We start from the raw sequence: 22,689 nt of genomic DNA on the forward strand, positions 1-22,689 counted from the left end.
CGGCGGGCTGGGGCTCCGCGGGGGGGGGGGGCCGGGCCCGCGGCGGGGGCGGCCGGGGGCGGGCGGGGCTACGCCCCCGCGCCCCCCCCCCCCGGCGCCCCCCCCCCCCCCCCCCACGGCGGGGCACCGCCCTCGGCCGCCCGGAGCCCGGCTGGGATGATCGGTTCCGCAGACCGGAACTTCTCCCCGGGAGGGGCAATGAGCGAGCAGAAGGTGGCCGTGGTCACCGGCGCCAGCAGCGGGATCGGCGCGGCGACCGCGCGGCGGCTGGCCGCGGACGGCTTCGACGTGGTGGTGACCGCCCGCCGCACCGACCGGATCGAGGCCCTCGCGAAGGAGATCGGCGGCCGCGCCCGCACCCTGGACGTCACCGACCGGGCGGCCGTGGACGCCTTCGCCGCCGAGATCGGCCGGGTCGACGTGCTGGTGAACAACGCCGGCGGCGCGATCGGCGCGGAGAGCGTGGAGGCCGGCGACCCGGCCGACTGGCGGACGATGTACGAGGTCAACGTGATCGGCGTGCTCAACGTGACCCAGGCGCTGCTGCCGGCGCTGCGGGCCACCGGCGACGGAACCGTGCTGGTGATGTCCTCCACCGCCGCGATGGCCGCCTACGAGGGCGGCGGCGGCTATGTCGCGGCCAAGCACGCGGCGCACACCATCGCGGCCACGCTGCGGCTGGAGCTGTGCGGCGAGCCGATCCGGGTGATCGAGATCGCGCCGGGCATGGTGAAGTCCGAGGGCTTCGCGGTGACCCGCTTCCGCGGCGACGAGGACAAGGCCGCCGCGGTCTACGCGGGCGTGGCCGAGCCGCTGACCTCGGAGGACGTCGCGGACACCGTCTCCTGGGCGGTCACCCGGCCGCCGCACGTCAACATCGACCTGCTGGTGGTGCGCCCGCGCGCGCAGGCGGCCAACCACAAGGTGCACCGCGAGCTCTGAGCGTGCCCCCGGAGGGCGCGCCCCCGAAGGCGCCCCCGGAAGGGGAGGGAACTGGCTGTCGAGCGAGCGTCAACGTCACAACTTGATAGCTCGTTCGGGTGAATTTTGCCCGCTCCCTCCCCAACTGATGAGCCCTCAACTACCTTGATGGAACAGCACGGTCGCACGTCTTCGCGTCCGGCGCCCTTCCCTCCTTCCCGGTACGCCGCGCAACTCGGCAGCACCTACCTTTCGTCTCTGGAGCAACCCCCTTCCCGCCCTCACGAGGAGGACCCGCTGGCCAGCGACATCCCGCCGCAGCGCCTCGACGCTTCGACGGATCCGTCCCTGCTCGGGCTGCACCGCTTCAACGAGGCCGATGCCGGCGCCGCCGAGGAGGCCCTGCTCGCCTGCTGCGGCAGCCACCGGTGGGCCCTGCGGCTCACCGCCCACCGGCCCTACCCCGACATAGAGTCCCTGCTCGCCGCGGCCAGCGAGGCCTCCTACGACCTGCGCCCCGCCGACCTCGCCGAGGCGCTGGCCGACGAGAGCTGGATGCCGCAGCCACTGCTCGGCATGCGGGCCCCCGGCAGCCAGGCCGCGCACACCGCGCTCCGTGCGGCGCACGCCGCGTACGAGGCGCGGTTCGGCCACGTCTTCGTGGTCTGTCTGGAGGGCGTGGACCCGGAGGAGATGCTCGACACCGTGCTGACGTCGATCCGCACCCGGCTCGCCAACGACCTGGACGAGGAGCGCCTGATCGCCGCCGACGAGCTGCGCCGGATAGCGCTGATGCGCCTCGCCCACCTGGTGGCCGTGCACTCCGCGGAGGCCGGCGCCCGCTGACCCCCGCCCCGTCGCACCTTCGAGCCCCGTCGCGGTCCACCGCGGCGGGGCTCAGCGCTGGGCGGCCCGCAGCCGCGCCGCCTGCGCCCGGACGACCCGCTCGTCCGGGGCCGGGGCCGGCTCGCCCGTGGTGCCGAGCGTGGAGAAGAGCGCGAGCGCCGTCCCGACCCGGGCGACCACGGCCCTGCGGCTGAGCGCGGTGCCACCCGATTCATCCGTAAGGGTGAATGCGGTCACCGCGTCCACGCCGTCCGGGACGGCCGCGTCGGCCCGCTGCAACCGGTGCCGGACGGACACCGGTTTGGCCGGACCGCCCCGGCCGGCGCTCCCGCGGCCCTGGGCGGCCGCCGGGGTGGAGGAGTGGAAGACCGTGCAGCGGGTCAGCAGCAGGTCCAGCGCGCTGCGGACGCGCTCCGCGCCGCCCGGCTCGAAGGCGAGCAGCCCGGCGTAGACGGTGTCCCGGGGGCGGCCGGCCCGGGCCGCGCTCAGATCGGTCTCCGCGACCGGGCCGGTGCGGCCCTTGGCGGGGGCGAGCGCGTCGAGCACGGGCTGGCAGGCCGGCACGTCGGCGAGCTCGCGTGCCGCCTGAGGTGCGGTGCTCCCCGGTTCCGGGGTCATCACGGTGACCGTCCAGCCCGCGCCGAGGTCGGCGCCGGTGACCGCGGCGGCCCGCAGCCCGGCGGTGTCCAGGGCCCGCTCGGCCGGCCTCGCCGCCCGGTCCGCGGAGGCGGAGACGGTGGTGCAGCCGGCGGCCGCCAGCAGCGCGGCGCAGCACAGCAGGGCGGTCGGGCGGAGGGGCACGGCGGTCCTTCGGGTGGGCGCGGGCATGCGGCATCGGACGGCCCGCACACCGCAGTGCGACCGCTCGGGCACAGCCTGTCATGGTTCCCGGGGCCGTTAGGCCGTGAGTGCCTGATTGATCACACCTGAGCCCCCCGGAGGCGTTTCCCGACAGCGCGTCGATAGGATGCTCGCGGCCGGTGGACCGTACCCGGCCGGGCTGACCGACACCGAAGCCGGCCGAGCCCCCAATCGCTTCCGGAGGGTTTTCCGTGCCGGCTGGAACGCTGTACCGCGGCCGGGAAGGCATGTGGAGCTGGGTGGCTCACCGAGTCACCGGCGTCCTCATCTTCTTCTTCCTTTTCGCGCACGTCCTCGACACCGCGCTGGTCCGTGTGTCCCCGCAGGACTACGACACCGTCATCGAGACGTACAAGAACCCCATCGTGAACCTGATGGAGTACGGCCTCACCGCCGCCATCCTGTTCCACGCGCTGAACGGCCTGCGGGTCGTGGCGGTCGACTTCTGGTCGAAGGGCGCCAAGTACCAGAAGCAGCTGCTCTGGTCCGTCGTGGGTGTCTGGGTCGTCCTGATGGCGGGCGCCTTCTACCCGATTCTGCAGCACACTCTTCGCACCTGGTTCGGGGGCTGATCCGCGATGGCCAACGAGATCTCCGAGACTCTGGTCGTTCCCGCCGCCCAGGCCCACACCGGCCAGGGCCTCGGCACCGGCAACCCCGCCGACGCGTTCGTCGTCGAGCCGGCCCGCACGCGCACCAGGACGACCCCGCGCCGCACCCGCACCAACTTCGAGATGCTGGCGTGGCTGTTCATGCGCCTCTCCGGCGTGGTGCTGGTCTTCCTGATCCTCGGTCACCTGCTGATCATGCTGGTGCTGGACGGCGGCGTCTCCAAGATCGGTTTCGCCTTCGTGGCGGGCCGCTGGGCCTCGCCGTTCTGGCAGGGCTGGGACCTGCTGATGCTGTGGCTGGCGATGCTCCACGGCGCCAACGGCATGCGGACGGTCATCAACGACTACGCCGAGAAGGACTCCACTCGGCTCTGGCTGAAGACCCTCATGGGCGCCGCCGCGGTGTTCACCGTGCTGCTCGGCACCCTGGTGATCTTCACCTTCGACCCGAACATCTAATCGGCAGAGCCAGAGGCGCTTACCCCCATGCAGATTCACCAGTACGACACGGTCATCGTCGGCGCCGGCGGCGCGGGCATGCGCGCGGCCATCGAGTCGACGCAGCGCAGCCGCACCGCGGTGCTGACCAAGCTCTACCCCACCCGGTCCCACACCGGCGCGGCCCAGGGCGGCATGTGCGCCGCCCTCGCCAACGTCGAGGAGGACAACTGGGAGTGGCACACCTTCGACACGGTCAAGGGCGGTGACTACCTGGTCGACCAGGACGCCGCGGAGATCATGTGCAAGGAGGCCATCGACGCGGTCCTCGACCTGGAGAAGATGGGTCTCCCCTTCTCCCGCACCGAGCAGGGCCGGATCGACCAGCGCCGCTTCGGCGGCCACTCGCGCAACCACGGCGAGGCCCCGGTCCGCCGCTCGTGCTACGCGGCCGACCGCACCGGCCACATGATCCTCCAGACGCTGTTCCAGAACTGCGTCAAGCACGGCGTCGAGTTCTTCAACGAGTTCTACGTCCTCGACCTGCTGGTCAACGAGGGCCGCACGGCCGGCGTCGTCGCGTACGAGCTGGCCACCGGTGAGATCCACGTCTTCCAGGCCAAGGCGGTCGTCTTCGCCTCCGGCGGCACCGGCAAGATGTTCAAGGTCACCTCGAACGCACACACCCTGACCGGTGACGGCCAGGCCGTCGCCTACCGCCGGGGCCTGCCGCTGGAGGACATGGAGTTCTTCCAGTTCCACCCGACGGGCATCTGGCGCATGGGCATCCTGCTCACCGAGGGCGCCCGCGGTGAGGGCGGCATCCTGCGCAACAAGGACGGCGAGCGCTTCATGGAGCGCTACGCGCCGGTCATGAAGGACCTCGCCTCCCGCGACGTCTGCTCCCGCGCGATCTACAGCGAGATCCGCGAGGGCCGCGGCTGCGGTCCGGAGGGCGACCACGTCTACCTGGACCTGACGCACCTTCCGCCGGAGCAGCTGGACGCCAAGCTGCCGGACATCACCGAGTTCGCGCGCACCTACCTCGGCATCGAGCCCTACACGGACCCGATCCCGATCCAGCCCACCGCGCACTACGGCATGGGCGGCATCCCGACCAACGTCGAGGGCGAGGTGCTGAAGAACAACACCGAGATCGTCCCCGGCCTGTACGCCGCCGGCGAGGTCGCCTGTGTCTCCGTGCACGGCGCCAACCGTCTGGGCACCAACTCGCTGCTGGACATCAACGTGTTCGGCCGCCGCGCGGGCCTCGCCGCCGCCGAGTTCGCCGCGAACAACGAGTTCGTGCCGCTGCCGGAGAACCCGGCCGCGCTGGTGCAGGACCTGGTCGACGCGCTGCGCGAGTCGACCGGCACCGAGTCGGTGGCGCAGATCCGCAAGGAGATGCAGGAGAGCATGGACGCCAACGCGTCCGTGTACCGCACCGGCGACACCCTCAAGCAGGCCGTCGCCGACATCGCCGCCCTGCGCGAGCGGTACAAGAACGTCGCGATCCAGGACAAGGGCGAGCGCTTCAACACCGACCTGCTGGAGGCCATCGAGCTGGGCAACCTGCTCGACCTGGCCGAGGTCACGGTCGTCTCGGCGCTGGCCCGCGAGGAGTCCCGCGGCGGTCACTACCGCGAGGACTTCCCGACCCGCGACGACGTGAAGTTCATGCAGCACACCATGGCGTACCGCGAGGAGGCCGCCGACGGCAGCACCTCCGTCCGCCTCGACTACAAGCCGGTCGTGCAGACCCGCTACCAGCCGATGGAGCGTAAGTACTGATGAGCACTCCGACCCTGGAGAAGCACTCGGCCGCTCTGGACGCCGCCGAGGCCGGCGCGACCGCGCTGATCAACGTCACCCTGCGGATCCGCCGGTTCAACCCGGAGGAGCACCCGGACCCGGTGTGGGTGGACTACCAGCTGCTGATGGACCCGAAGGAGCGCGTCCTGGACGCCCTCAACAAGGTCAAGTGGGAGCTGGACGGCACCCTGACGTACCGCCGCTCGTGCGCCCACGGCATCTGCGGCTCGGACGCCATGCGGATCAACGGCCGCAACCGGCTGGCGTGCAAGACCCTGATCAAGGACGTCAACCCGGAGAAGCCGATCACGGTCGAGCCCATCAAGGGCCTCGCGGTCCTGAAGGACCTGATCGTCGACATGGACCCGTTCTTCCAGGCGTACAAGGACGTCATGCCGTTCCTCATCACCAAGGGGAACGACCCGACGCGCGAGCGCCTGCAGTCCCAGGAGGAGCGCGAGCGCTTCGACGACACCACCAAGTGCATCCTGTGCGCCGCGTGCACGTCGTCCTGCCCGGTGTTCTGGAACGACGGCCAGTACTTCGGCCCGGCCGCGATCGTGAACGCGCACCGCTTCATCTTCGACTCGCGCGACGAGGGTGCGGAGCAGCGGCTGGAGGTCCTCAACGACCGTGAGGGCGTGTGGCGCTGCCGCACCACCTTCAACTGCTCGGAGGCCTGCCCGCGCGGCATCGAGGTCACCAAGGCGATCGCCGAGGTGAAGCGCGCGCTGGTCACCCGCCGCTTCTGATCCGAGGCGGCAACGCCAGAGGGCCCGTCCGGTTCGTCCGGACGGGCCCTCTGGCGTTGCTGCGGCGCGGGGGCCGTCAGTCGGCGGTGCGGGCGCGCGGACCGCGCAGGCCGCGGACGCCGACGGCGCCGACGGCGATGCCGAGGACGAGGGAGGTGACGGCGAGCAGCAGGTGGACCCAGAAGAAGGCGGTCGGCTGCGCGTGGTCGCCGTTCACGAAGGCCTGGCCGCCGGAGTCCTTCCAGAGGTTCTTCACGAAGGTCGTCCAGATGATCAGGGACCACACGCCGAAGGCGGCGAGGAACCAGGAGGTACGGCGGCTGAGCTTCATCAAGGGTCCTTCACGGGCGTCGGAGCTGCTGCACGTCCAGTATGCGCAGCCCGGCCGGGCGCATCCGTTCGGGGGGAGTCGGCGACGACGGGTCGGCGGGGCGGGGCCGTGCGGGTACGTTCCGGAAATGCTGATCGACCGTCACCTCGCGCTCCGATGTGCCGCCGCATCCGCCGCCGGCCTGTTCGCCCTCGCTCCGGCCTCGGCCGCGGCCGCCCGGCCGCGGGCCGCCGCGGAGGTGGTCGGCGGCGAGCGGCTGGCCCGGCCGGGGGTGCAGGTCGCCCCGGAGTCCGGTGCGCCGGACCTGCCCGGCGGTCTCACCGCCCGGTCCTGGCTGGTCGCGGACGGCACCTCGGGCGAGGTGCTGGCCTCGTACAACGCGCACGCCACGCTGCCGCCGGCGTCCACGCTGAAGATGCTGTTCGCCGACACGGTGCTGCCCAAGCTGGACCGGGAGGCCGTGCACCGGGTCGCCCCGGAGGAGCTGACCGGGCTGGGGGCGGGCAGCAGCCTGGTCGGGATCAAGGAGGACCTCGACTACAAGGTGGAGGACCTGTGGCGCGGTGTCTTCCTGAGCTCGGGCAACGACGCGGTGCACGTGCTGGCCCACATGAACGGCGGCATCGAGCGCACCGTCACCCAGATGCAGGCGCGGGCGGACGCGCTGCAGGCGCACGACACCCATGTGGTCACCCCGGACGGCTACGACCAGGACGGCCAGGTCTCCTCGGCGTACGACCTGACGCTGTTCGCCCGCGCGGGGCTGCGCAATCCGGACTTCCGGTCGTACTGCTCGACCCGGGACGCGCAGTTCCCCGGCGCGGTGGACCGGAACACCGGGCAGCGCGGGAGCTTCGGGATCGCGAACACCGACCGGCTGCTGGGCAGGTACCCGGGCCTGATCGGGGTGAAGAACGGCTACACGACCAACGCCGGGTCGACCTTCACCGGGGCGGCCGAACGGGACGGCCGGCTGCTGCTCGTCACGGTGATGCACACGTCGACCTACCAGAAGGTGTACGACGAGGCGGCGGCCCTGCTCGACTGGGGGTTCTCCGCCGCCGACCGGGTGAGCCCGGTGGGCGAGCTGGCCGAGGACACCTCGGCGGTGCAGGTGGCCCCGACGGCCGAGCCGAAGCCCAATCCGGTGCCGGACACCGTGCCCTCCGCCGCGCCGAGCCCGCCGCGGTCGGTGCCGGCCGCGCCACCGATGGCCGCCCCGGCGGCCGAGCAGCAGGCGGAGCACGCCCGGCGGACGGGCGGCACGGTGGGGATGCTGGCCGCGGGGCTGTGCGCGGCGGCCGCGCTGGCGGCGGCCCTGCGGCTGCGCCGGGACCGGGCCGGGCGGCTGTCGCTGCGGCCCGCCCTGCGCCGTTGGGCGGTCTCCGCGACGGCGACCCGGCGGCGCTGAGCCGGCCGGCGAGCGGCCTCGGCCGCGGGTCGCCGCGCCGGGGCCGGGGCCGAGGAGGTCAGCGGACGCCGCGGGCGCGGGCGGCGCGCATGGCCCTGCGGGCGGCCCGGGTGGCGAACGGCGGCAGGACGTCGATGGCGATCCGCCGCGCCGTGGAGCGCTGCGGTGCGGCCGGACGGACCTGCGGGGCGCCGTTCGGCTGGGGGCCGTCGAAGGCGAGCCGGTAGCAGGTGTGGCCGGCGATCTGCTCGTCGTCCATCCGGAAGCCCTCGCCGCGCCAGTCGCGGGCCAGCAGGTCCTTCTGGACGGCCGCGGCGTCGCCCCAGGTGCCGTAGAACTTCTCCGGGGTGAGGCAGACCGGCTTGAGGCCGAGGTTGAAGACCGCCTCCCAGACGGCGGCGGCCACGCCGGGGGTGTGCGGGGCGCGGTAGTCGTCGAAGGCGACCACGCCGTCCTTGGCGAGGACGTCCCGGGCGACCAGCGCGTCGCCCGCCACGTGCTCGTACAGGTGCGAGGCGTCGACGTGGACGAAGCGGCAGGAGCCGGCCGGAACGCGGCCGTCGGCGAGGACCGAGGTGGGGGCCTGGACGATCACCGGCAGTTCCTCGTGGAAGGCGAGGTAGTTGGTCTCGAAGGCCTGCCGGGTGAGTGACTTGCGGTAGGACATGTCCATCTCGGCCGAGTTCTCCGCGTCGGGGGCGTCGGAGTCGAAGAGGTCGCAGACCGTGAAGGTCTCGCCGGGCTGCAGGTACCGGCCGAGGACGACGGCGCTGCGGCCGAGGTAGGCGCCGAGCTCCAGCAGGTCGCCGCTGGTGCCGGCGGCGGTCTGGCGGCTCAGCAGCCAGCCGAAGATCTCCTGGTCCGCCTTCCAGAACCAACCGGGCACGTCGTCCGGCGTGCGCGGGACGGGGGCGGCGGTGGCGGTGTCTGCGCTGGTCACGTGGTGCTCCAGGGGTGCGGCGGACGGGGTGTCGCAATGCGTGGCTCCCGCCGGCGGGGGTGTGCCGGACGACAGCCGGATGAGAACCGGATGAGACGTAGGACGTGATCCTAGTCACGTCCGAGTGTGCCCGACAGGGGCGCGATCTCACTTCTCGGCTGACGCTTCGATCAGCCTGCGGCCCTGTTCGTGTGCGCGCATCCGGGCGGCAGCCGGGTCGGCGAGGGCGGTCCAGGCGGCGCAGTACAGCAGCAGCCGGGCGACGAAGTCGATCCACAGCAGCAGGGCGACCGGGACGCCGAAGGCGCCGTAGATGCTGCGGCCGGCGACCGAGCCCAGGTAGGAGGAGAGCGCCACCTTGAGCACCTCGAAGCCGACCGCACCGATCAGCGCACCGCCGAACAGGGCACGGCGGGTCTGGTCGGTGATCCGCGGGAAGGGCGCCAGGAGGTAGGCGAAGAGCAGCAGGTCGGCGCCGACGGCGATGACGAAGCCGGCCACGGTCAGGACCGCGCGGCCGGCGCCGCCGCCGAGCCCGATCGCGTCGGCGAGCCGCCGGGCGAGGGTGGTGGCGCCGGCCGAGGCGCCGAGCGAGAGCAGGCAGACCACGCCGAGGCCGAGCAGCACCACGCAGTCCCAGGCCTTGCGGACGAGGACCTTGCCCGGATCCTGGGGCAGCCGCCAGATCGCACGGATCGAGCCGCGCATGGTCTCCACCCAGCCCAGTCCGGAGATCAGCAGCAGGACGCCGCTGATCACGCCGACCGTGGCCGCGTTGTCCACCAGGGAGTTCAGGTCGATCGCGTCGGAGAGGCCGGAGGCCTGGTCGGCGATGTCCTTCTGGAGCTCGTCGACCCGGGACTGCGAGAGGGTGGCGGCGGCGATCGCCAGGCCCACGGTGAGCAGCGGGAAGAGCGCGAGGAAGCCGAAGAAGGTCACCGCGCCCGCCAGCCGGTTGCCCTGGGTGTCGGTGAACAGCTGGTAGGCCTGCCAGGCGCGGCTGCGCATCAGGCGGGCCACCAGCGGTCCGACGACCGGGAGACGGGTGAGGAAGTCCACGGGCCCACCCCATCGGGATCACCTGAACGAGCGACGACCGATCCTGTATACCGTGATCGGCGACCCGGGCGACCGAGCACATCGGCGCGCCGGGCGGGCTGTCCCTGGGTGGCCTACAGCGCCGCCCCGCGTACCGCGGAGGGCAGCGGACGGGCGGTCAGGAGCCGGTGGACGTACCGACGTCGGAGGCGGTGCCGTCGGGCCGGGCCGCGGGCTGCGGGGCGGCGGCCGGCGGGGACGCGGGGCGGGCCTGCGCCGGGGTGACGTCGCGGATGCTGGCGGCGCGCCTGGCCCGGCGGGCGGCGCGGGCGGCGAGCTGCCGGGTCCGGGCGAGCGCGCGGACGCTCTGGTAGGTGAGGTAGTGGCCGTGGCTGAGCAGTTCGGTGCGCACGCCCTCGGCGCCGGCGGCGGGCCGGTAGCCGGTCGGGCGGAGCCGGGCGCAGTGCCGGGCGGCGCGGCGGAAGAACTCGCGGCGGTCGCCGGGCGGCACCCGGTCCGGGCGGCTGACCACGGTGTTGAGGTGGTGCACCATCCGGGCGAAGACCACCGGCCGCCAGCGGTCGAGGTCGGGGCGCCGGTCGAGGAAGGCGAAGACCAGGTCGTACTGGTCGAAGATGTCGAAGTGCTTCCGGCTGACGGTGGCGAGTATGTTGCCGCCCTGCTTGCGCTGGCGGTAGTGGACGCCGACCCGGTCGAGCATCGTCATCCGCGCGGCAGCGAGCAGCGCCGGGAAGGTCCACGGGGTGTCCTCGTAGTACCCGGCGGGGAAGGTGAGGCCCTCGGCGGCGATCCAGTCGCGGCGGTAGGCCTTGTTCCAGACCACCATGAGCAGGTCGAGGAGGTCCGGGCGGCCGTCGAGGTCGAACACGTCGGGGCCGGAACGGGCGAACAGCGGCGCGGAGTTGGAGCGCGCCACGCGGCCGTCCCAGTAGGTGCGCGCGTAGTCGTAGACCAGGATGTCCGGGTCCTCGCAGGCCGTCAGCCGATCGTCGATCGCCTGCAGCAGGCCGGGGGTGAGCGTGTCGTCGCTGTCCAGGAAGATCACGTAGTCGCCGGTGGCGACGGCGAGGCCGGCGTTGCGGGCGCGGCCGAGGCCGACGTTCTCGTCGAGGTGGAGCACCCGGATGCGGGCGTCCCGTCCGGCGGCCTCGTCCAGCATCGCCCCGCAGCCGTCCGGTGAGCGGTCGTCGACGGCGAGGAGCTCGAAGTCCGCGCACGACTGGGACAGCACCGAGTCGAGACACTCGGCCAGGTACTCCTCGACCTGGTAGACGGGGACGATCACGCTGAAGCGGGGCATTTGCAGCTCATTCTAAGGGGGCGCTCAGTCGACCGTGATCTCCGGACGGGTCTCGCCCCGGAACCGGCGCGCGGCCAGCGGCAGAGTAGCCGCCGCGGCCCGGCGCGCGCACCCCCCGTCCGGCCGGACGTGCCCGGGCCCGTGGCCGTACGATCGGGTCGCCCCCCGCGCGCACGGGTGTTCGCCGCCCGCGCACCGCCCGATCCCCCAAGAGGCCGACCATGCCCGAAGACCGCGAGCCGACCGAGGCCGGTTCCCCCACCGGCGGCGCCACCGCCGACGCCTCCTACACGGAGCGTCTGGTGACCCTGGAGCAGTCCGGCATCAAGCGGCTGCTGCCCACCCAGGCGCCCTACCGCTGGAACCTGCGCCGGCTCGGCCTCGGCCGGGTGCTGGACGTGGGCTGCGGTGTCGGGCGGAACCTGCAGAACTGCGGCCCGGACAGCGTCGGCGTGGACCACAACGAGACCTCGGTGGCCACCGCCCGGGCCCGCGGCCTGGAGGCGTACACCGCCGCCGAGTTCGACGCCGACCCGGAGCTCTCCCGGCCGGGCGCCTTCGACAGCATGCTGGTCGCGCACGTGCTGGAGCACCTCGACCTGGAGACCTGCCGGGAGCTCATGGCGAGCTACCTGCCGAGCATCCGCTCCGGCGGCAGGGTCGTGCTGATCACGCCGCAGTCGGCCGGGTACCGCTCGGACCCGACGCACGTGCGGTTCGTGGACTTCGCCGGGCTGCGCGCGCTCGCGGAGGAGTTCGGGCTGGTGGTCGACCGGTCGTACTCCTTCCCGCTCCCCGAGGCGGCCGGGAAGGTCTTCAAGTACAACGAGTACGTGCTCGTGGGACTCGTCCCCTGAGCGGGCCGCGCCGGGGGCGCCCCGGCCGCGGACGGTAGGATCGCCGTACATCTGTGCCGATTCACCCGCGGCCCGACGCCCCCGATGAAAGGCCCGCAAGCCCGATGGCCCCTCGACTCTCCGTCGTCGTCCCGATCTACAACGTCGAGCGCTACCTCGAGGAGTGCCTGGACTCCATCGCCGCCCAGACCTTCACCGACCTGGAATGCGTCATGGTCGACGACGGTTCCAAGGACGGCAGCGCCGCGATCGCCGAGGCCTACGCCGCCAAGGACGGCCGGTTCCGCCTGGTCAAGCAGGAGAACAAGGGCCTCGGCGCGGCCCGCAACACCGGCTACCGGCACATCGCCGACGGCACCGAGTTCCTCGCCTTCGTCGACAGCGACGACACGCTGCCGCCGAGCGCGTACGAGCTGATGATCGGCACCCTCGACGAGACCGGCTCGGACTTCTGCACCGGCAACGTGCAGCGCTTCCGGGCCGTCGGCTACTACCAGTCGGGCGGCCACCGCAAGCCGTTCAAGGAGACCCGGCTGCGGACGCACATCACCGAGATCCCCACGCTGGTCACCGACCGCACCGCGTGGAACAAGGTGTACCGCCGCAGCTTCTTCGACGGCGCGGACATCCTCTACCCCGAGGGCATCCTGTACGAGGACGCCCCGGTGAGCGTGCCCCACCACTACCTGGCGACCAGCGTCGACGTGCTCTCCGAGCCGATCTACCACTGGCGCGAGCGCGAGGTCGGCGAGATGTCGATCACGCAGATGAAGACCAACCCCAAGGGCCTCATCGACCGGGTGGCCTCGATGGAGCTCGTCCGGGCCTGGCTGCTGAAGCAGACCGACCCGAAGTTCAAGCGCTACCTGCGCAGCTACGACGAGAACAACCTCGTCGAGGAGATCCCGATGTTCTTCTGGTCCGTCCTGGACGGCGACCAGGGTTACCGGGACGCCTACCAGGAGTGCGTCGGCCGGCTGCTGCGCGCCATCGGCCCCGAGCAGATCCGCAAGCTCCGCGCCCCGCTGCGGCTGAAGTACCACCTGACCCTGCAGGGCCGGATGGACGAGCTCGTCGAGCAGATGCGCTTCGAGAAGGACAGCAACGGCGCCGCCCCGGCCCGCGGCCTGCTGCGCGCCTACGCCGACTACCCCTTCCTGCGCGGCGGCCGCAAGAGCGTGCCCGCCGACGTGCTGCGGCTGGACAACGCGCTCGTCATGCGCAGCCGGCTCTACGACGCCACCTGGACGGACGGCAAGCTGCGGCTGAACGGCCACGCCTTCCCCGAGCACCTCGGCGTCGAGCACCGCACCGACATGGTCCGGGTGCTGGTGCTCCGCGAGGCCAAGGGCCGCCGGGTGCTGGCCGTGCCCGCCAAGGCGCAGTACAGCCCGGAGGCCACCGCCAGCTCGCCGCACGACCTGTACAGCTGTGACTGGGCCGGTTTCACCGCCACCGTCGACGCCAAGCGCTTCAAGCACCGCGGCGAGTGGCGCGAGGGCTCCTGGCGCGTCCTGGTGGCCGGTGTCGGCAAGGGCGGCGTCTACAAGGGCCGGATCTCCGGCGGCTGGAGCGACTCCGCCGAGTACCCGCCGGTCCAGTGGGTGGACCAGGACGTGCGGATCGTGCCCTGGTTCAAGGACAACCACCTCAACCTGCGCGTCGAGCGGGTCCGGGTGCGGGCCGCCGAGGTGAGCGCCTCCGGCGGCAGCGTGACGGTGGTCGGCCTCGCCGTGTCCGGGCTCGACCTGGCGGGGGCCCGGCTGCGCCTGAAGCACGTCGAGTCCGACCGCGACCTGCACTTCCCGCTGGAGCTGGGCGCCCCGGCCGGCCGCGAGGTGCCCTTCACCGCGGTCTTCCCGATCGCCGAGCTGACCGCCGTCCGCGAGGCCTGGGCCGCGCTGGACCCGGCCTCCTCGGAGCGGCTGCGCGACCGCTGGGACACCGAGCTGGAGCTGGCCGACGGCACCACCGTGCCCGTCGTGCTGGACGACCGCGCCGCCCCCGAGCAGCTCGACCAGCCGATCGACGGGGACACCCGGACGCTCTACACCAAGCCCTCCCCCAGCGGCTACCTCCAGTTCGTCGACCAGGTGCTGCAGCCGGTGATCGAGTCGATCACCGCGGCCAGCGGCACCGAGGGCTTCCTGGTCGGCGGCTCCTTCCCGCTCGGCGGCACGCACCGCTACGAGCTGGTGATCCGGCACAGCTGGCGGGAGGAGGAGCACCAGTACCCGGTGGAGATCACCGACGGCCGGTTCAAGGCCGCGCTGCCGGCCGTGCCGACCGCCTCGTTCGCCGGCCAGGTGCCGCTCGCCATGGGCACCTGGCAGGTGTTCTTCCGTCCGGTCGGCGCCGCCGCCGACGCCCTGTTCCCGCCGGCGCTGCTCGCCCAGGCCTGCCACGGCGCGCTGCCGCTGGAGGTCGAGGCCCGCGGCAAGCGGATCACCCTGGAGCGGCGCGGCCACGACGGCCTGTCGTTGGAGGCGCACCAGGCGCTGCTGCCGGAGGAGCGCAGCGGCTACACCCAGCGCAAGCACCGGCACGCCTTCCCCGAGCTGCAGCGCCGCCCGCTGACCGACGCGGTGCTGTACATCGGTCCGCTCGGCAGCCGGTACGCGGACTCGGCCCGGGCGATCCACGAGGAGCTCGTCCGGCGCAACACCCCGGTGCGCCACCTGTGGACCTCGGACGACCTGCAGGCCGACCTGCCGCAGACCGCCGAGGCGGTCCGGCAGTGGAGCCCGGAGTGGTTCGAGGCGCTGGCCACCGCCCGGTACGTCGTCACCGGCACGCACCTGCCCGACTTCTTCGTCCGCCGCGACGGCCAGAAGGTGCTGCAGACCTGGCACGGCACCCCGCTGAAGCGGATCGGCCACGACTTCGAGAAGGTCTGGTTCACCGACGCGGAGTACCTGAAGCACCTCGACCGCGAGGTGCCGCAGTGGAACCTGCTGCTGTCGCCGAACCGCTGGTCGACCCAGGTGCTGCGGCGCGCCTTCCGGTTCGAGGGCGAGATCGTCGAGTCCGGCTACCCGCGCAACGACCTGCTGTTCGCGGCGGACCGGGAGAAGACCGCCGAGCGGGTGCGCGAGCGGCTCGGCCTGCCCGAGGGCAAGAAGGTCGTGCTGTACGCGCCGACCTACCGCGAGGACCGGCGCCGTCCGCAGGACGGCTACCAGTTCGACCTGCGGCTGGACCTGGCGGCGGCGAAGGCCGCGCTCGGCGACGACCAGGTGCTGCTGGTGCGCGCCCACGACATGGTGTGCGGTCAGGTCGCCGAGGCGGGCGACGGCTACGTCTGGGACGTCTCCACCTACCCCGACGTCGCCGAACTGCTGCTGGTCGCGGACGTACTGGTCACCGACTACTCGTCGGTCATGTTCGACTTCGCGAACACCGGCCGGCCGATGCTCTTCTTCACCTACGACCTGGAGCACTACCGGGACAACCTGCGCGGCTTCAGCTTCGACTTCGAGGCGACCGCCCCCGGTCCGCTGCTGGCCACCTCCGAGGCGGTCGTCGAGGCGCTCGGCCGGGTCGACCGGGTCGCGGCGGAGCACGCCGACGCGTACGCGGCGTTCCGTGACACGTACACGGACCTGGAGGACGGCAAGGCCGCGGAGCGCGCGGCCGACGCCCTGCTGGGCTGAGTTCCGGCACCGGCCGCCGGGGGGCCGCGGGGGAACCGTTTCGACGGTCCACCGCAGCCCCCCGGGCACCGGTTCGCCCTCGATACACCCCCTGAATGCTTGGGAAATTCCCAGGTAGGGGCGGTTGACCGTGGCGCCCGAACGGGTGTGTGATGATCCCCGCAGTTCACTCCGCTGTCACCGGTGGTCCGTCAGGACATCCCCCGCGCCGGGTGCGGAGCGGCTGCGGCGGCCGCCTCTCCCCGGCCGCTCTGTTGCCATGGCGGGGGTGTGGCGATCAATGCATGGAGCACCGATGTCCCACGCCCGTCCCCCCCGACGGATCATTCGCGGCGCCAAGCGCAGGGCCCACCGTTTCCTGGTGGCCGCGCGGATCCTGCCGGCGCCCGTTCCGCCGCCGGTCGAGCCCCCGGTCGACCCGCTGCGTGTGCGGGAGGACGAACTGCTGGCCGAGAACGACCGGCTGGTGCGGCACGGTGACCTCATCGCCGAGGTCCGGGACGATGTGCTCTCCGGTGACGCGTTCCTGCTGAACTTCCGCGAGATCGCGGACGCCCTGGAGGACGCCGACGTGCCGTTCTCCCCGGTGCCGGACGGCCGGATACGGCAGCGCGTCGCCGTCTGGCCCGGCCGGCGGGCCGACGTCCTCGCACTCTGCAGCAAGCACTTCGGCGGGCAGGCGGTGTACGCCGACCTCCTCGGCCACGACGTGACGCTGGCGACCGTCCTCGCCGAGAGCCTGCCGGAGGCCGTCGCCGAGCTGGAGGCCGAGGCCCATGTCCGCGCGCTGGCCGAGGCGGCTGCCCGTGCGGCGGCCGAGGCTGCGGAGGCGGGTGTCGCGCCGAACGCGGTGGAGGCCGCCGGGCCGGCCGAGGACTCCGAGCCGCCGATCGTCGTCAAGGGCGTCCGGATCTACCGGCCGCTCGTGACCGGCGGGCGCACCCTGCTGTACGGGGCCGAGCACGGTTGCGACGTCGAGTTCTGGGACCCCGCCACGGCCGAGGGCGCCGTCGCCTCGATCAGCGAGACCCCGTTCGGCTGGTGGGTCCCCTCGGTCGAGCCCGCGGGCACGCTCCGCATAGGCGACCGCGACTACCCCGTCCCGGCGGCGTTCACCCAGACGCTGCTGGAGGACGTGACCTTCCCCGTGGACGCGGTCATCACGTGGGTGGACGACACCGACCCCGTATGGCAGGCGCGGCGGGCGCAGGCCCGCGCCGGGCATCTCGCGCGACTCGGCGTGGCCGTCCCCGCGGCCGTCGAGGACGGCCGGGTGGAGGGCGACGGCGCGGAGCGCTTCCAGAACCGGGACGAGCTGCGCTACTGCCTGCGCGCCATCGCGATGTACGCGCCCTGGATCCGGCACGTCTTCCTGGTCACCGACGACCAGACCCCGGACTGGCTGGACACCTCCGTCCCCGGTCTCACCGTCGTCTCGCACCGCGAGCTCTTCGCGGACCCGTCGGCGCTGCCGGTGTTCAACTCGCACGCGATCGAGTCGCAGTTCCATCGCATCCCGGGCCTCGCGGAGCACTTCCTCTACTTCAACGACGACGTCTTCCTCGGCAGACCGCTGCGGCCGAAGGACTTCTTCCACGGCAACGGCAGCCCGCGGCTCTTCCAGGACGCCCGCGTCATCCCGCCCGGCCGGCCGGACCCGCGGGACGACGAGTACGTGGCCTCCCAGAAGGCCACCCGCGCCCTGCTCGAACGGGAGCACGGCCGGGTCTTCACCCAGGTGCTGACGCACACTCCGCACCCGATGCGGCGCAGTGTCATGGCCGAGGTCTCCGAGCGCTACGCGGACGAGCTGGCGGCCACCACGCGGTCGACGTTCCGCTCCCGCCACGACCTCGCGCCGGTGACGCTGAGCAGCCACGTCGCCTACCTCACCAACCGGGCCGTCATCGGCAGCATCGGCCACAGCTACGTGGACATCGACCGCCGCTCCGGTCTGGACGAGGAGCTCCCCCGGCTGCTCGCCGAACGGTCCACGGACACCTTCTGCCTCAACGACGGCAACCTCGACGGAATCGGCAAGGCCGAGCAGTTCCGGACGGTGGTCGGGTTCCTCCAGGACTACTACCCGGTGACGGGCCCGTACGAGCGCACGCCGCCGCAGCCTGCCCGCACCGGCCCGTCGGCCTCCGGCTAGAGTTGCCGAACGCCTCGCCGCCGCTCGGCCGGCCCCGCGCACAGGGGCGGAGCGAGCAGTCCCACCGAAACCACCGCCCCCTGGAGACCGCCGTGCCCGACGCAGTGGAGCGCACCGCCCGAGCCGTGCCAGGCCTGCACCGGGCACCGGTGATGTGGCGTCTGCCGCTGGGAGTCATGGCGGGCACCCAGGCCGTCCTGCTCTTCTGGTGGGCCGCGTTCTACCCGGGGCTCATCAGCTACGACACCGTCATGTACACCTGGCAGGTCACGACGGGCAACTGGTCCTCCGACCACTCGGTGCTCTACGACGTGCTGGTCTGGATCGCCCTCCACGTGCCCGGCCGATTCGCCGTGCTGACCCTGCTGCAGACCACCGCCATGTCCGCCGCCCTCGCCTACGCCTGCGTGGCGATGCGGGACCTCGGTGTCCGCGCCCGGTGGACCGTCCCGGCCGCGCTGCTGATCGCGGCTCTGCCCCCCACCGGGACGGTCGTCGTCTTCGTCTGGAAGGACGTGCCCTTCTTCATCAGCGCCGTCCTGGTCTTCGCGGCCTCGGCCCGGCTGATCGCGAACACCAAGCGGCCCACCTGGCAGGGACGCTGGGGCCTGCGGCCGGGCTCGGCCCGCTTCGACCTGCTGGTGCTCACGGCCGGCCTGCTCGGCCTCGGGCTCTTCCGCAACAACGGCCTCGGCGTGGCGCTGATCGCCGGCGCCGCGCTGGCGATCGCCCTGCCCGGCCGCCGGATCCGGATGAGCGTGCTCACCGCCGTCACCGTGGCCGTCCCGCTCGTCGCCCAGCTGTGGCTGTACCCGGCCGCGGGTGTGAAGCAGCCCCCGCCGGACTCGGTGTTCGCGCTCAACTACTCGGACATCGCGGTGGCGTACCAGCAGGCCCCGGCGGTCTTCAGCAAGTCCGACCTCGCGGCGATGGAGGCGGTCGCCCCGCTGAGCACCTGGCAGCAGGGCTCCAACTGCCACTCGGCCGATCTCCTCACCAACAGCTGGGCCCCGTTCGACCACGCGGCCGCCGAACGGAACACCGAGCGGCTGCTGGAGATCTGGACCAAGGTCCTCAAGAAGCGGCCGGACGTCATCGTCGGTGCCAGGATCTGCCGCGGGCACATCGCCTGGGCGCCGACCTCGGACCGCTCCGTGCAGGGCGCCACGACCCAGCTGCCCTACCTCGACGTCCCGAAGGACCTCTGGGGCTGGTCCGCCCCCGCCTCCACCGGCGACCCGAAGGCCGGCCGGATCTCTCCGAACGGAAAGATGGAGGGCAGCGCCTACCTGTCCGTGTTCGTGCCGCATCCGCTGTCCACCACGGCGCACAAGGCCGCGGTCTGGGTGAACACCCTGTTCCGGGTGCCGCAGCTGGACTGGCTGCTGTGGCGCGGCGCCACCTGGTGCTACATCGCCTACGCGGCGCTGGCCTGCTACGCCCTCGGCCGCCGGCGTCCGGGCGTCTACGCACTGGCCGGCATCCTGGTCGGCCAGCAGCTGACGGTGCTCGCGGCCAACCCGGTGGAGAGCTACCGGTACGTCGCCGCGCCGCTCTTCATCGCCCCGCTCTGCCTCGGGCTGATCGCCGCCCGCCGGCCGTCCCCGGCCCTCCGGCCGGACCCGGACAAGGCCGAGACGCCGCGCAGCCGCCGGCCCGGTCCGCCGATCGGGCCGAACGTCTCGATCCGCACCGCACAGCCCTCGCGCACGGTGTGACGCCGGCCTGAGCGCCGGGCCCGGCAGCGGGCCCGGCGCGGCTACCCGCCGAAGGTGTAGCCGCGCCAGGGCCGCCAGACCTCGTCGGGGCCGAAGCGGGAGAGGCCGAAGCCGGGCACGGTGAAGGCCGCGTGGAACCCGCGGGCCTTCTCCTGCGCCTCGTCGAGGATGTCCTCGGGCAGCCCGTGCGCCACGGTGACGTGCGGGTGGTACGGGAAGGCCAGCTCGCGGGCGAGCGGCCCGGAGCGGACGTCGGCCTCCAGCGCGCGGCACTCCTGCGCGCCGCCCTCGACCCGGACGAAGACCACCGGAGAGACCGGCCGGAAGGTGCCGCTGCCCTGCAGCAGCATCGGGAAGGGCCGGTGCGCGGCCGCGACCGCGAGCAGGTGCGCCTCGATCTCCGGCAGCCGCGCGGTGGACACCTCGGTCGGCGGCAGCAGGGTGACGTGCGTGGGTATGGACCGGGCGAGCGGGTCGCCGTGGCCCGCACGGGCGTCCTGGACCGCGGAGCCGTAGGGCTCGGGCACGGATATCGACACGCCGATGGTGACGGCCTCCGGGAGCCCGCGGAACTCCCGGAGGCCGCCGCCCTCGGCAGCTGCTCCGGCGGTGGGCGGCATCAGCGCTTGGGCGGGAGGAAGCCGATGCGGTCGTAGACCGTGGCGAGGGTCTCGGAGGCGACCTCGCGGGCCTTCTCGGCGCCGAGGCCGAGCACCCGGTCGAGCTCGGCCGGGTCGTCGAGGTAGGTCCGGGTGCGCTCCTGGAAGGGCGTCACCCACTCGGTGAACAGCTCGGCCAGCTCGGTCTTGAGCGCGCCGTACATCCTGCCCTCGAAGTGGGCGACCAGCTGCTCGATCGACTGGCCGCTGAGCGCGGAGTGGATGCGCAGCAGGTTGGAGACGCCCGGCTTCCCCTCCTCGTCGTAGGAGACGACGGTGCCGGTGTCGGTGACGGCGCTCTTGAACTTCTTGGCGCTGGCCTTGGGCTCGTCGAGCAGGTTGACCAGGCCCTTGGGCGAGGAGGCCGACTTGCTCATCTTGGCCGTCGGGTCCTGGAGGTCCAGGATCTTGGCCGTCTCCTTGAGGATGTACGGCTTCGGCACGGTGAAGGTGGGGCTGTAGCGGGTGTTGAAGCGCTCCGCGAGGTCGCGGGTGAGCTCTAGGTGCTGGCGCTGGTCCTCGCCGACGGGGACGAGGTCGGCCTGGTAGAGCAGGATGTCGGCGATCTGCAGGATCGGGTAGGTGAACAGGCCGACGGTGGTGCGGTCGCTGCCCTGCTTGGCGGACTTGTCCTTGAACTGGGTCATCCGGGAGGCCTCGCCGAAGCCGGTGAGGCAGTTCATCACCCAGCCGAGCTGCGCGTGCTCGGGCACGTGCGACTGGACGAAGAGCGTGCAGCGCTCCGGGTCGAGGCCGGCGCCGAGCAGCTGGGCCGCGGAGATCCGGGTGTTCTCGCGGAGCTCGGCCGGGTCCTGCTCGACGGTGATCGCGTGCAGGTCGACGACCATGTAGAACGCGTCGTTGGCGTCCTGCAGGGCGACCCACTGCTGGACGGCGCCCAGGTAGTTGCCGAGGTGGAACGAGCCCGAGGTGGGCTGGATGCCGGAGAGCACCCGGGGACGGTCCTTGACCGGACCTGCGACCGCTGCGTTGACCATGACGGCCATTGTTCCAGTTTCACCGACCGCTCAGGAAACATCTGCCCCTGGAGGTTCCGACAGTGTGACCGCACTCACCCGGATCCGTTCGATCCGGCGCCCGTCGAGCTTGGCGACGGTCAGCCGGACCCCGTCCTCGGTGGTGACCTGGTCGCCGGACTCGGGCAGCCGGCCGAGCTCCCGGACGAGGTAGCCGGCCACCGTCTCGTACGGCCCCTCGGGGAGGGCGACGCCGGTCTCGTCGGCGAAGTCGGCGAGGTTGAGCAGGCCGTCCAGCTCCATGCCGCCGCCGGCCAGGCGCCTTGTGGCGGTGGTGTCGAGGGCGTCGTACTCGTCGCGGATCTCGCCGATGACCTCCTCGACCAGGTCCTCCAGGGTGACGATGCCGGCGGTGCCGCCGTACTCGTCGACGACGATGGCCAGGTGGTGGCCCTCGCGGCGCATCTCCCCCATCGCCTCCAGCACCCGCTTGGTGGCGGGCAGCAGCTTGACCGGCCGGGTGAGGTCGCGCACCCGCACCGCCTTGGCGCCGCGCGCGCCGTACAGGTCGCGGACGTGGACGAAGCCGCTGACGGAGTCGTAGGAGCCCTCGACCACCGGGTAGCGGGAGTGCGGGGCGGAGTCGGTCTCCGGGCGGACCTCGGAGACCAGCCGCTCGGCGTCGAGGAAGGTGACCTCGGTCCGCGGCTTCATGACCTCGCGCAGCTGCCGCTCGCCGGCCGCGAACACGTCGTTGATCAGGGCGCGTTCGTCGCTGCCGAGCTCGGTGTTGGCGGCGACCAGGCCGCGCAGCTCCTCGGAGCTCATCACACCGCGGCCGGCCGTCGGGTCGCCGCCGAGGAGGCGCACCATGAGGTTGGTGGAGTGGCCGAGCAGCCAGATGACCGGGCGCAGCACCACGGACATGACGTCGACGACGGGGGCGGCGAGCACCGCGATGGAGTCGGCGCGCTGCAGGCCGATCCGCTTGGGTGTCAGTTCGCCGAGCACCAGTGAGGCGTAGCTGATGAGCAGGGTGAGGCCGACCAGGGCGACGGTGTCGGCGAGGCCCTCGGAGAGGCCGAGGTCCACGAAGACCGGGGCGACCTTGCCGGCGAGGGTGTCCGCGCCGAAGGCGGCGGAGAGGAAGCCCATGCAGGTGACGCCGACCTGGACGGCGGCGAGGAAGCGGTTGGGGTCGGCCGCGAGGTGGGCGGCCCGGGCGGCGCGCCGGCTGCCGGCGCCCTCCAGTGCGCGGATCTGGCCCTCGCGCAGCGAGATCAGTGAGATCTCGGCGACGTTGAACAGACCGCCCAGCATGATGAAGACGAGGACGAGCGCGGCGTCCTCGAGGTTTTCGGTCACGACAGGAGTGTAGAAGGACGGCC

Annotated in this window: 19 protein-coding genes; 11 read left to right on the forward strand and 8 right to left on the reverse strand. The window is 72.5% G+C overall.

The annotated features are described in order from the left end of the window. Nucleotides 1–198: 198 nt before the first annotated feature. Together AB0P35_RS18315 and AB0P35_RS18320 are read left to right on the forward strand one after the other, a co-directional pair. Nucleotides 199–942 carry an SDR family oxidoreductase gene (locus tag AB0P35_RS18315; protein ID WP_095874538.1) on the forward strand — a complete coding sequence of 248 codons (744 nt, stop codon included), beginning with the start codon at nt 199–201 and terminating at the stop codon, nt 940–942. Between the two features lie 327 nt (nt 943–1,269). Then, nucleotides 1,270–1,767, forward strand: a complete 498-nt coding sequence (locus tag AB0P35_RS18320) for a 2-oxo-4-hydroxy-4-carboxy-5-ureidoimidazoline decarboxylase (RefSeq protein WP_363511917.1) — start codon at nt 1,270–1,272, stop codon at nt 1,765–1,767. 51 nt (nt 1,768–1,818) lie between these two features. Here AB0P35_RS18320 and AB0P35_RS18325 read toward each other — a convergent pair whose 3' ends face one another. Beyond that, nucleotides 1,819–2,568, reverse strand: coding sequence for a hypothetical protein (locus tag AB0P35_RS18325; protein ID WP_363511774.1), 750 nt, complete (start codon nt 2,566–2,568; stop codon nt 1,819–1,821). Nucleotides 2,569–2,819: 251 nt separating this feature from the next. On the opposite strand from AB0P35_RS18325, the gene sdhC reads away from it, so the two are divergent. The 4 genes from sdhC to AB0P35_RS18345 are packed head-to-tail and all read left to right on the forward strand — an operon-like array spanning nt 2,820 to nt 6,241. Continuing rightward, complete coding sequence (gene sdhC, locus AB0P35_RS18330) at nt 2,820–3,200, forward strand: succinate dehydrogenase, cytochrome b556 subunit (RefSeq protein WP_095874536.1); 381 nt, start codon at nt 2,820–2,822, stop codon at nt 3,198–3,200. 6 nt (nt 3,201–3,206) lie between these two features. After that, nucleotides 3,207–3,698 (forward strand): succinate dehydrogenase hydrophobic membrane anchor subunit, encoded by a 492-nt coding sequence (locus AB0P35_RS18335; RefSeq protein ID WP_363511777.1) that lies wholly within the window; start codon nt 3,207–3,209, stop codon nt 3,696–3,698. Between the two features lie 27 nt (nt 3,699–3,725). Then, a complete protein-coding gene (gene sdhA, locus AB0P35_RS18340) occupies nt 3,726–5,468 on the forward strand; it encodes a succinate dehydrogenase flavoprotein subunit (RefSeq protein WP_363511779.1) in 1,743 nt (580 codons plus the stop codon). Then, a complete protein-coding gene (locus AB0P35_RS18345) occupies nt 5,468–6,241 on the forward strand; it encodes a succinate dehydrogenase iron-sulfur subunit (protein WP_095874533.1) in 774 nt (257 codons plus the stop codon). Before sdhA ends, AB0P35_RS18345 begins: the two co-directional genes overlap by 1 nt. Before the next feature lie 76 nt (nt 6,242–6,317). Here the strand turns inward: AB0P35_RS18345 and AB0P35_RS18350 are convergent, their stop codons facing one another. Further along, nucleotides 6,318–6,572, reverse strand: a complete 255-nt coding sequence (locus AB0P35_RS18350) for a hypothetical protein (RefSeq protein WP_363511781.1) — start codon at nt 6,570–6,572, stop codon at nt 6,318–6,320. A gap of 127 nt (nt 6,573–6,699) precedes the next feature. Here AB0P35_RS18350 and AB0P35_RS18355 point away from each other — a divergent pair, with 127 nt between their 5' ends. Beyond that, on the forward strand, nt 6,700–7,983 hold the full coding sequence (locus AB0P35_RS18355; RefSeq protein WP_363511783.1) for a D-alanyl-D-alanine carboxypeptidase: 1,284 nt from the start codon (nt 6,700–6,702) through the stop codon (nt 7,981–7,983). 58 nt (nt 7,984–8,041) lie between these two features. Here AB0P35_RS18355 and AB0P35_RS18360 read toward each other — a convergent pair whose 3' ends face one another. The 3 genes from AB0P35_RS18360 to AB0P35_RS18370 all read right to left on the reverse strand — a co-directional run bounded on the left by AB0P35_RS18360 (nt 8,042) and on the right by AB0P35_RS18370 (nt 11,282). Continuing rightward, nucleotides 8,042–8,923 (reverse strand): class I SAM-dependent methyltransferase, encoded by an 882-nt coding sequence (locus tag AB0P35_RS18360; protein ID WP_363511785.1) that lies wholly within the window; start codon nt 8,921–8,923, stop codon nt 8,042–8,044. Between the two features lie 147 nt (nt 8,924–9,070). Continuing rightward, on the reverse strand, nt 9,071–9,982 hold the full coding sequence (locus AB0P35_RS18365; RefSeq protein ID WP_363511787.1) for a YhjD/YihY/BrkB family envelope integrity protein: 912 nt from the start codon (nt 9,980–9,982) through the stop codon (nt 9,071–9,073). 157 nt (nt 9,983–10,139) lie between these two features. Further along, on the reverse strand, nt 10,140–11,282 hold the full coding sequence (locus AB0P35_RS18370; RefSeq protein WP_363511789.1) for a glycosyltransferase: 1,143 nt from the start codon (nt 11,280–11,282) through the stop codon (nt 10,140–10,142). Nucleotides 11,283–11,503: 221 nt separating this feature from the next. On the opposite strand from AB0P35_RS18370, the gene AB0P35_RS18375 reads away from it, so the two are divergent. From AB0P35_RS18375 to AB0P35_RS18390, 4 genes are all read left to right on the forward strand, one after another. Further along, a complete protein-coding gene (locus tag AB0P35_RS18375; protein ID WP_363511791.1) occupies nt 11,504–12,139 on the forward strand; it encodes a methyltransferase domain-containing protein in 636 nt (211 codons plus the stop codon). 104 nt (nt 12,140–12,243) lie between these two features. After that, on the forward strand, nt 12,244–15,792 hold the full coding sequence (locus AB0P35_RS18380; protein WP_363511793.1) for a CDP-glycerol glycerophosphotransferase family protein: 3,549 nt from the start codon (nt 12,244–12,246) through the stop codon (nt 15,790–15,792). A gap of 295 nt (nt 15,793–16,087) precedes the next feature. Next, on the forward strand, nt 16,088–17,947 hold the full coding sequence (locus AB0P35_RS18385; protein WP_363511795.1) for a stealth family protein: 1,860 nt from the start codon (nt 16,088–16,090) through the stop codon (nt 17,945–17,947). 92 nt (nt 17,948–18,039) lie between these two features. Continuing rightward, complete coding sequence (locus tag AB0P35_RS18390; protein WP_363511797.1) at nt 18,040–19,665, forward strand: hypothetical protein; 1,626 nt, start codon at nt 18,040–18,042, stop codon at nt 19,663–19,665. A gap of 41 nt (nt 19,666–19,706) precedes the next feature. Here the strand turns inward: AB0P35_RS18390 and AB0P35_RS18395 are convergent, their stop codons facing one another. From AB0P35_RS18395 to AB0P35_RS18405, 3 genes are read right to left on the reverse strand one after another with little or no spacing between them, the layout of a single operon-like run. Then, a complete protein-coding gene (locus AB0P35_RS18395) occupies nt 19,707–20,285 on the reverse strand; it encodes a 2'-5' RNA ligase family protein (RefSeq protein ID WP_095874522.1) in 579 nt (192 codons plus the stop codon). Then, nucleotides 20,285–21,322, reverse strand: a complete 1,038-nt coding sequence (gene trpS, locus AB0P35_RS18400) for a tryptophan--tRNA ligase (RefSeq protein WP_363511799.1) — start codon at nt 21,320–21,322, stop codon at nt 20,285–20,287. The genes AB0P35_RS18395 and trpS overlap by 1 nt, the downstream gene beginning before the upstream one ends. Before the next feature lie 30 nt (nt 21,323–21,352). Further along, nucleotides 21,353–22,666: a hemolysin family protein gene (locus AB0P35_RS18405; RefSeq protein ID WP_363511801.1), complete on the reverse strand. Its 1,314-nt coding sequence runs from the start codon at nt 22,664–22,666 to the stop codon at nt 21,353–21,355. Between the last annotated feature and the right edge of the window lie 23 nt (nt 22,667–22,689).

It is taken from the genome of Kitasatospora sp. NPDC085879, assembly GCF_040686255.1.
Taxonomy (GTDB): domain Bacteria; phylum Actinomycetota; class Actinomycetes; order Streptomycetales; family Streptomycetaceae; genus Kitasatospora.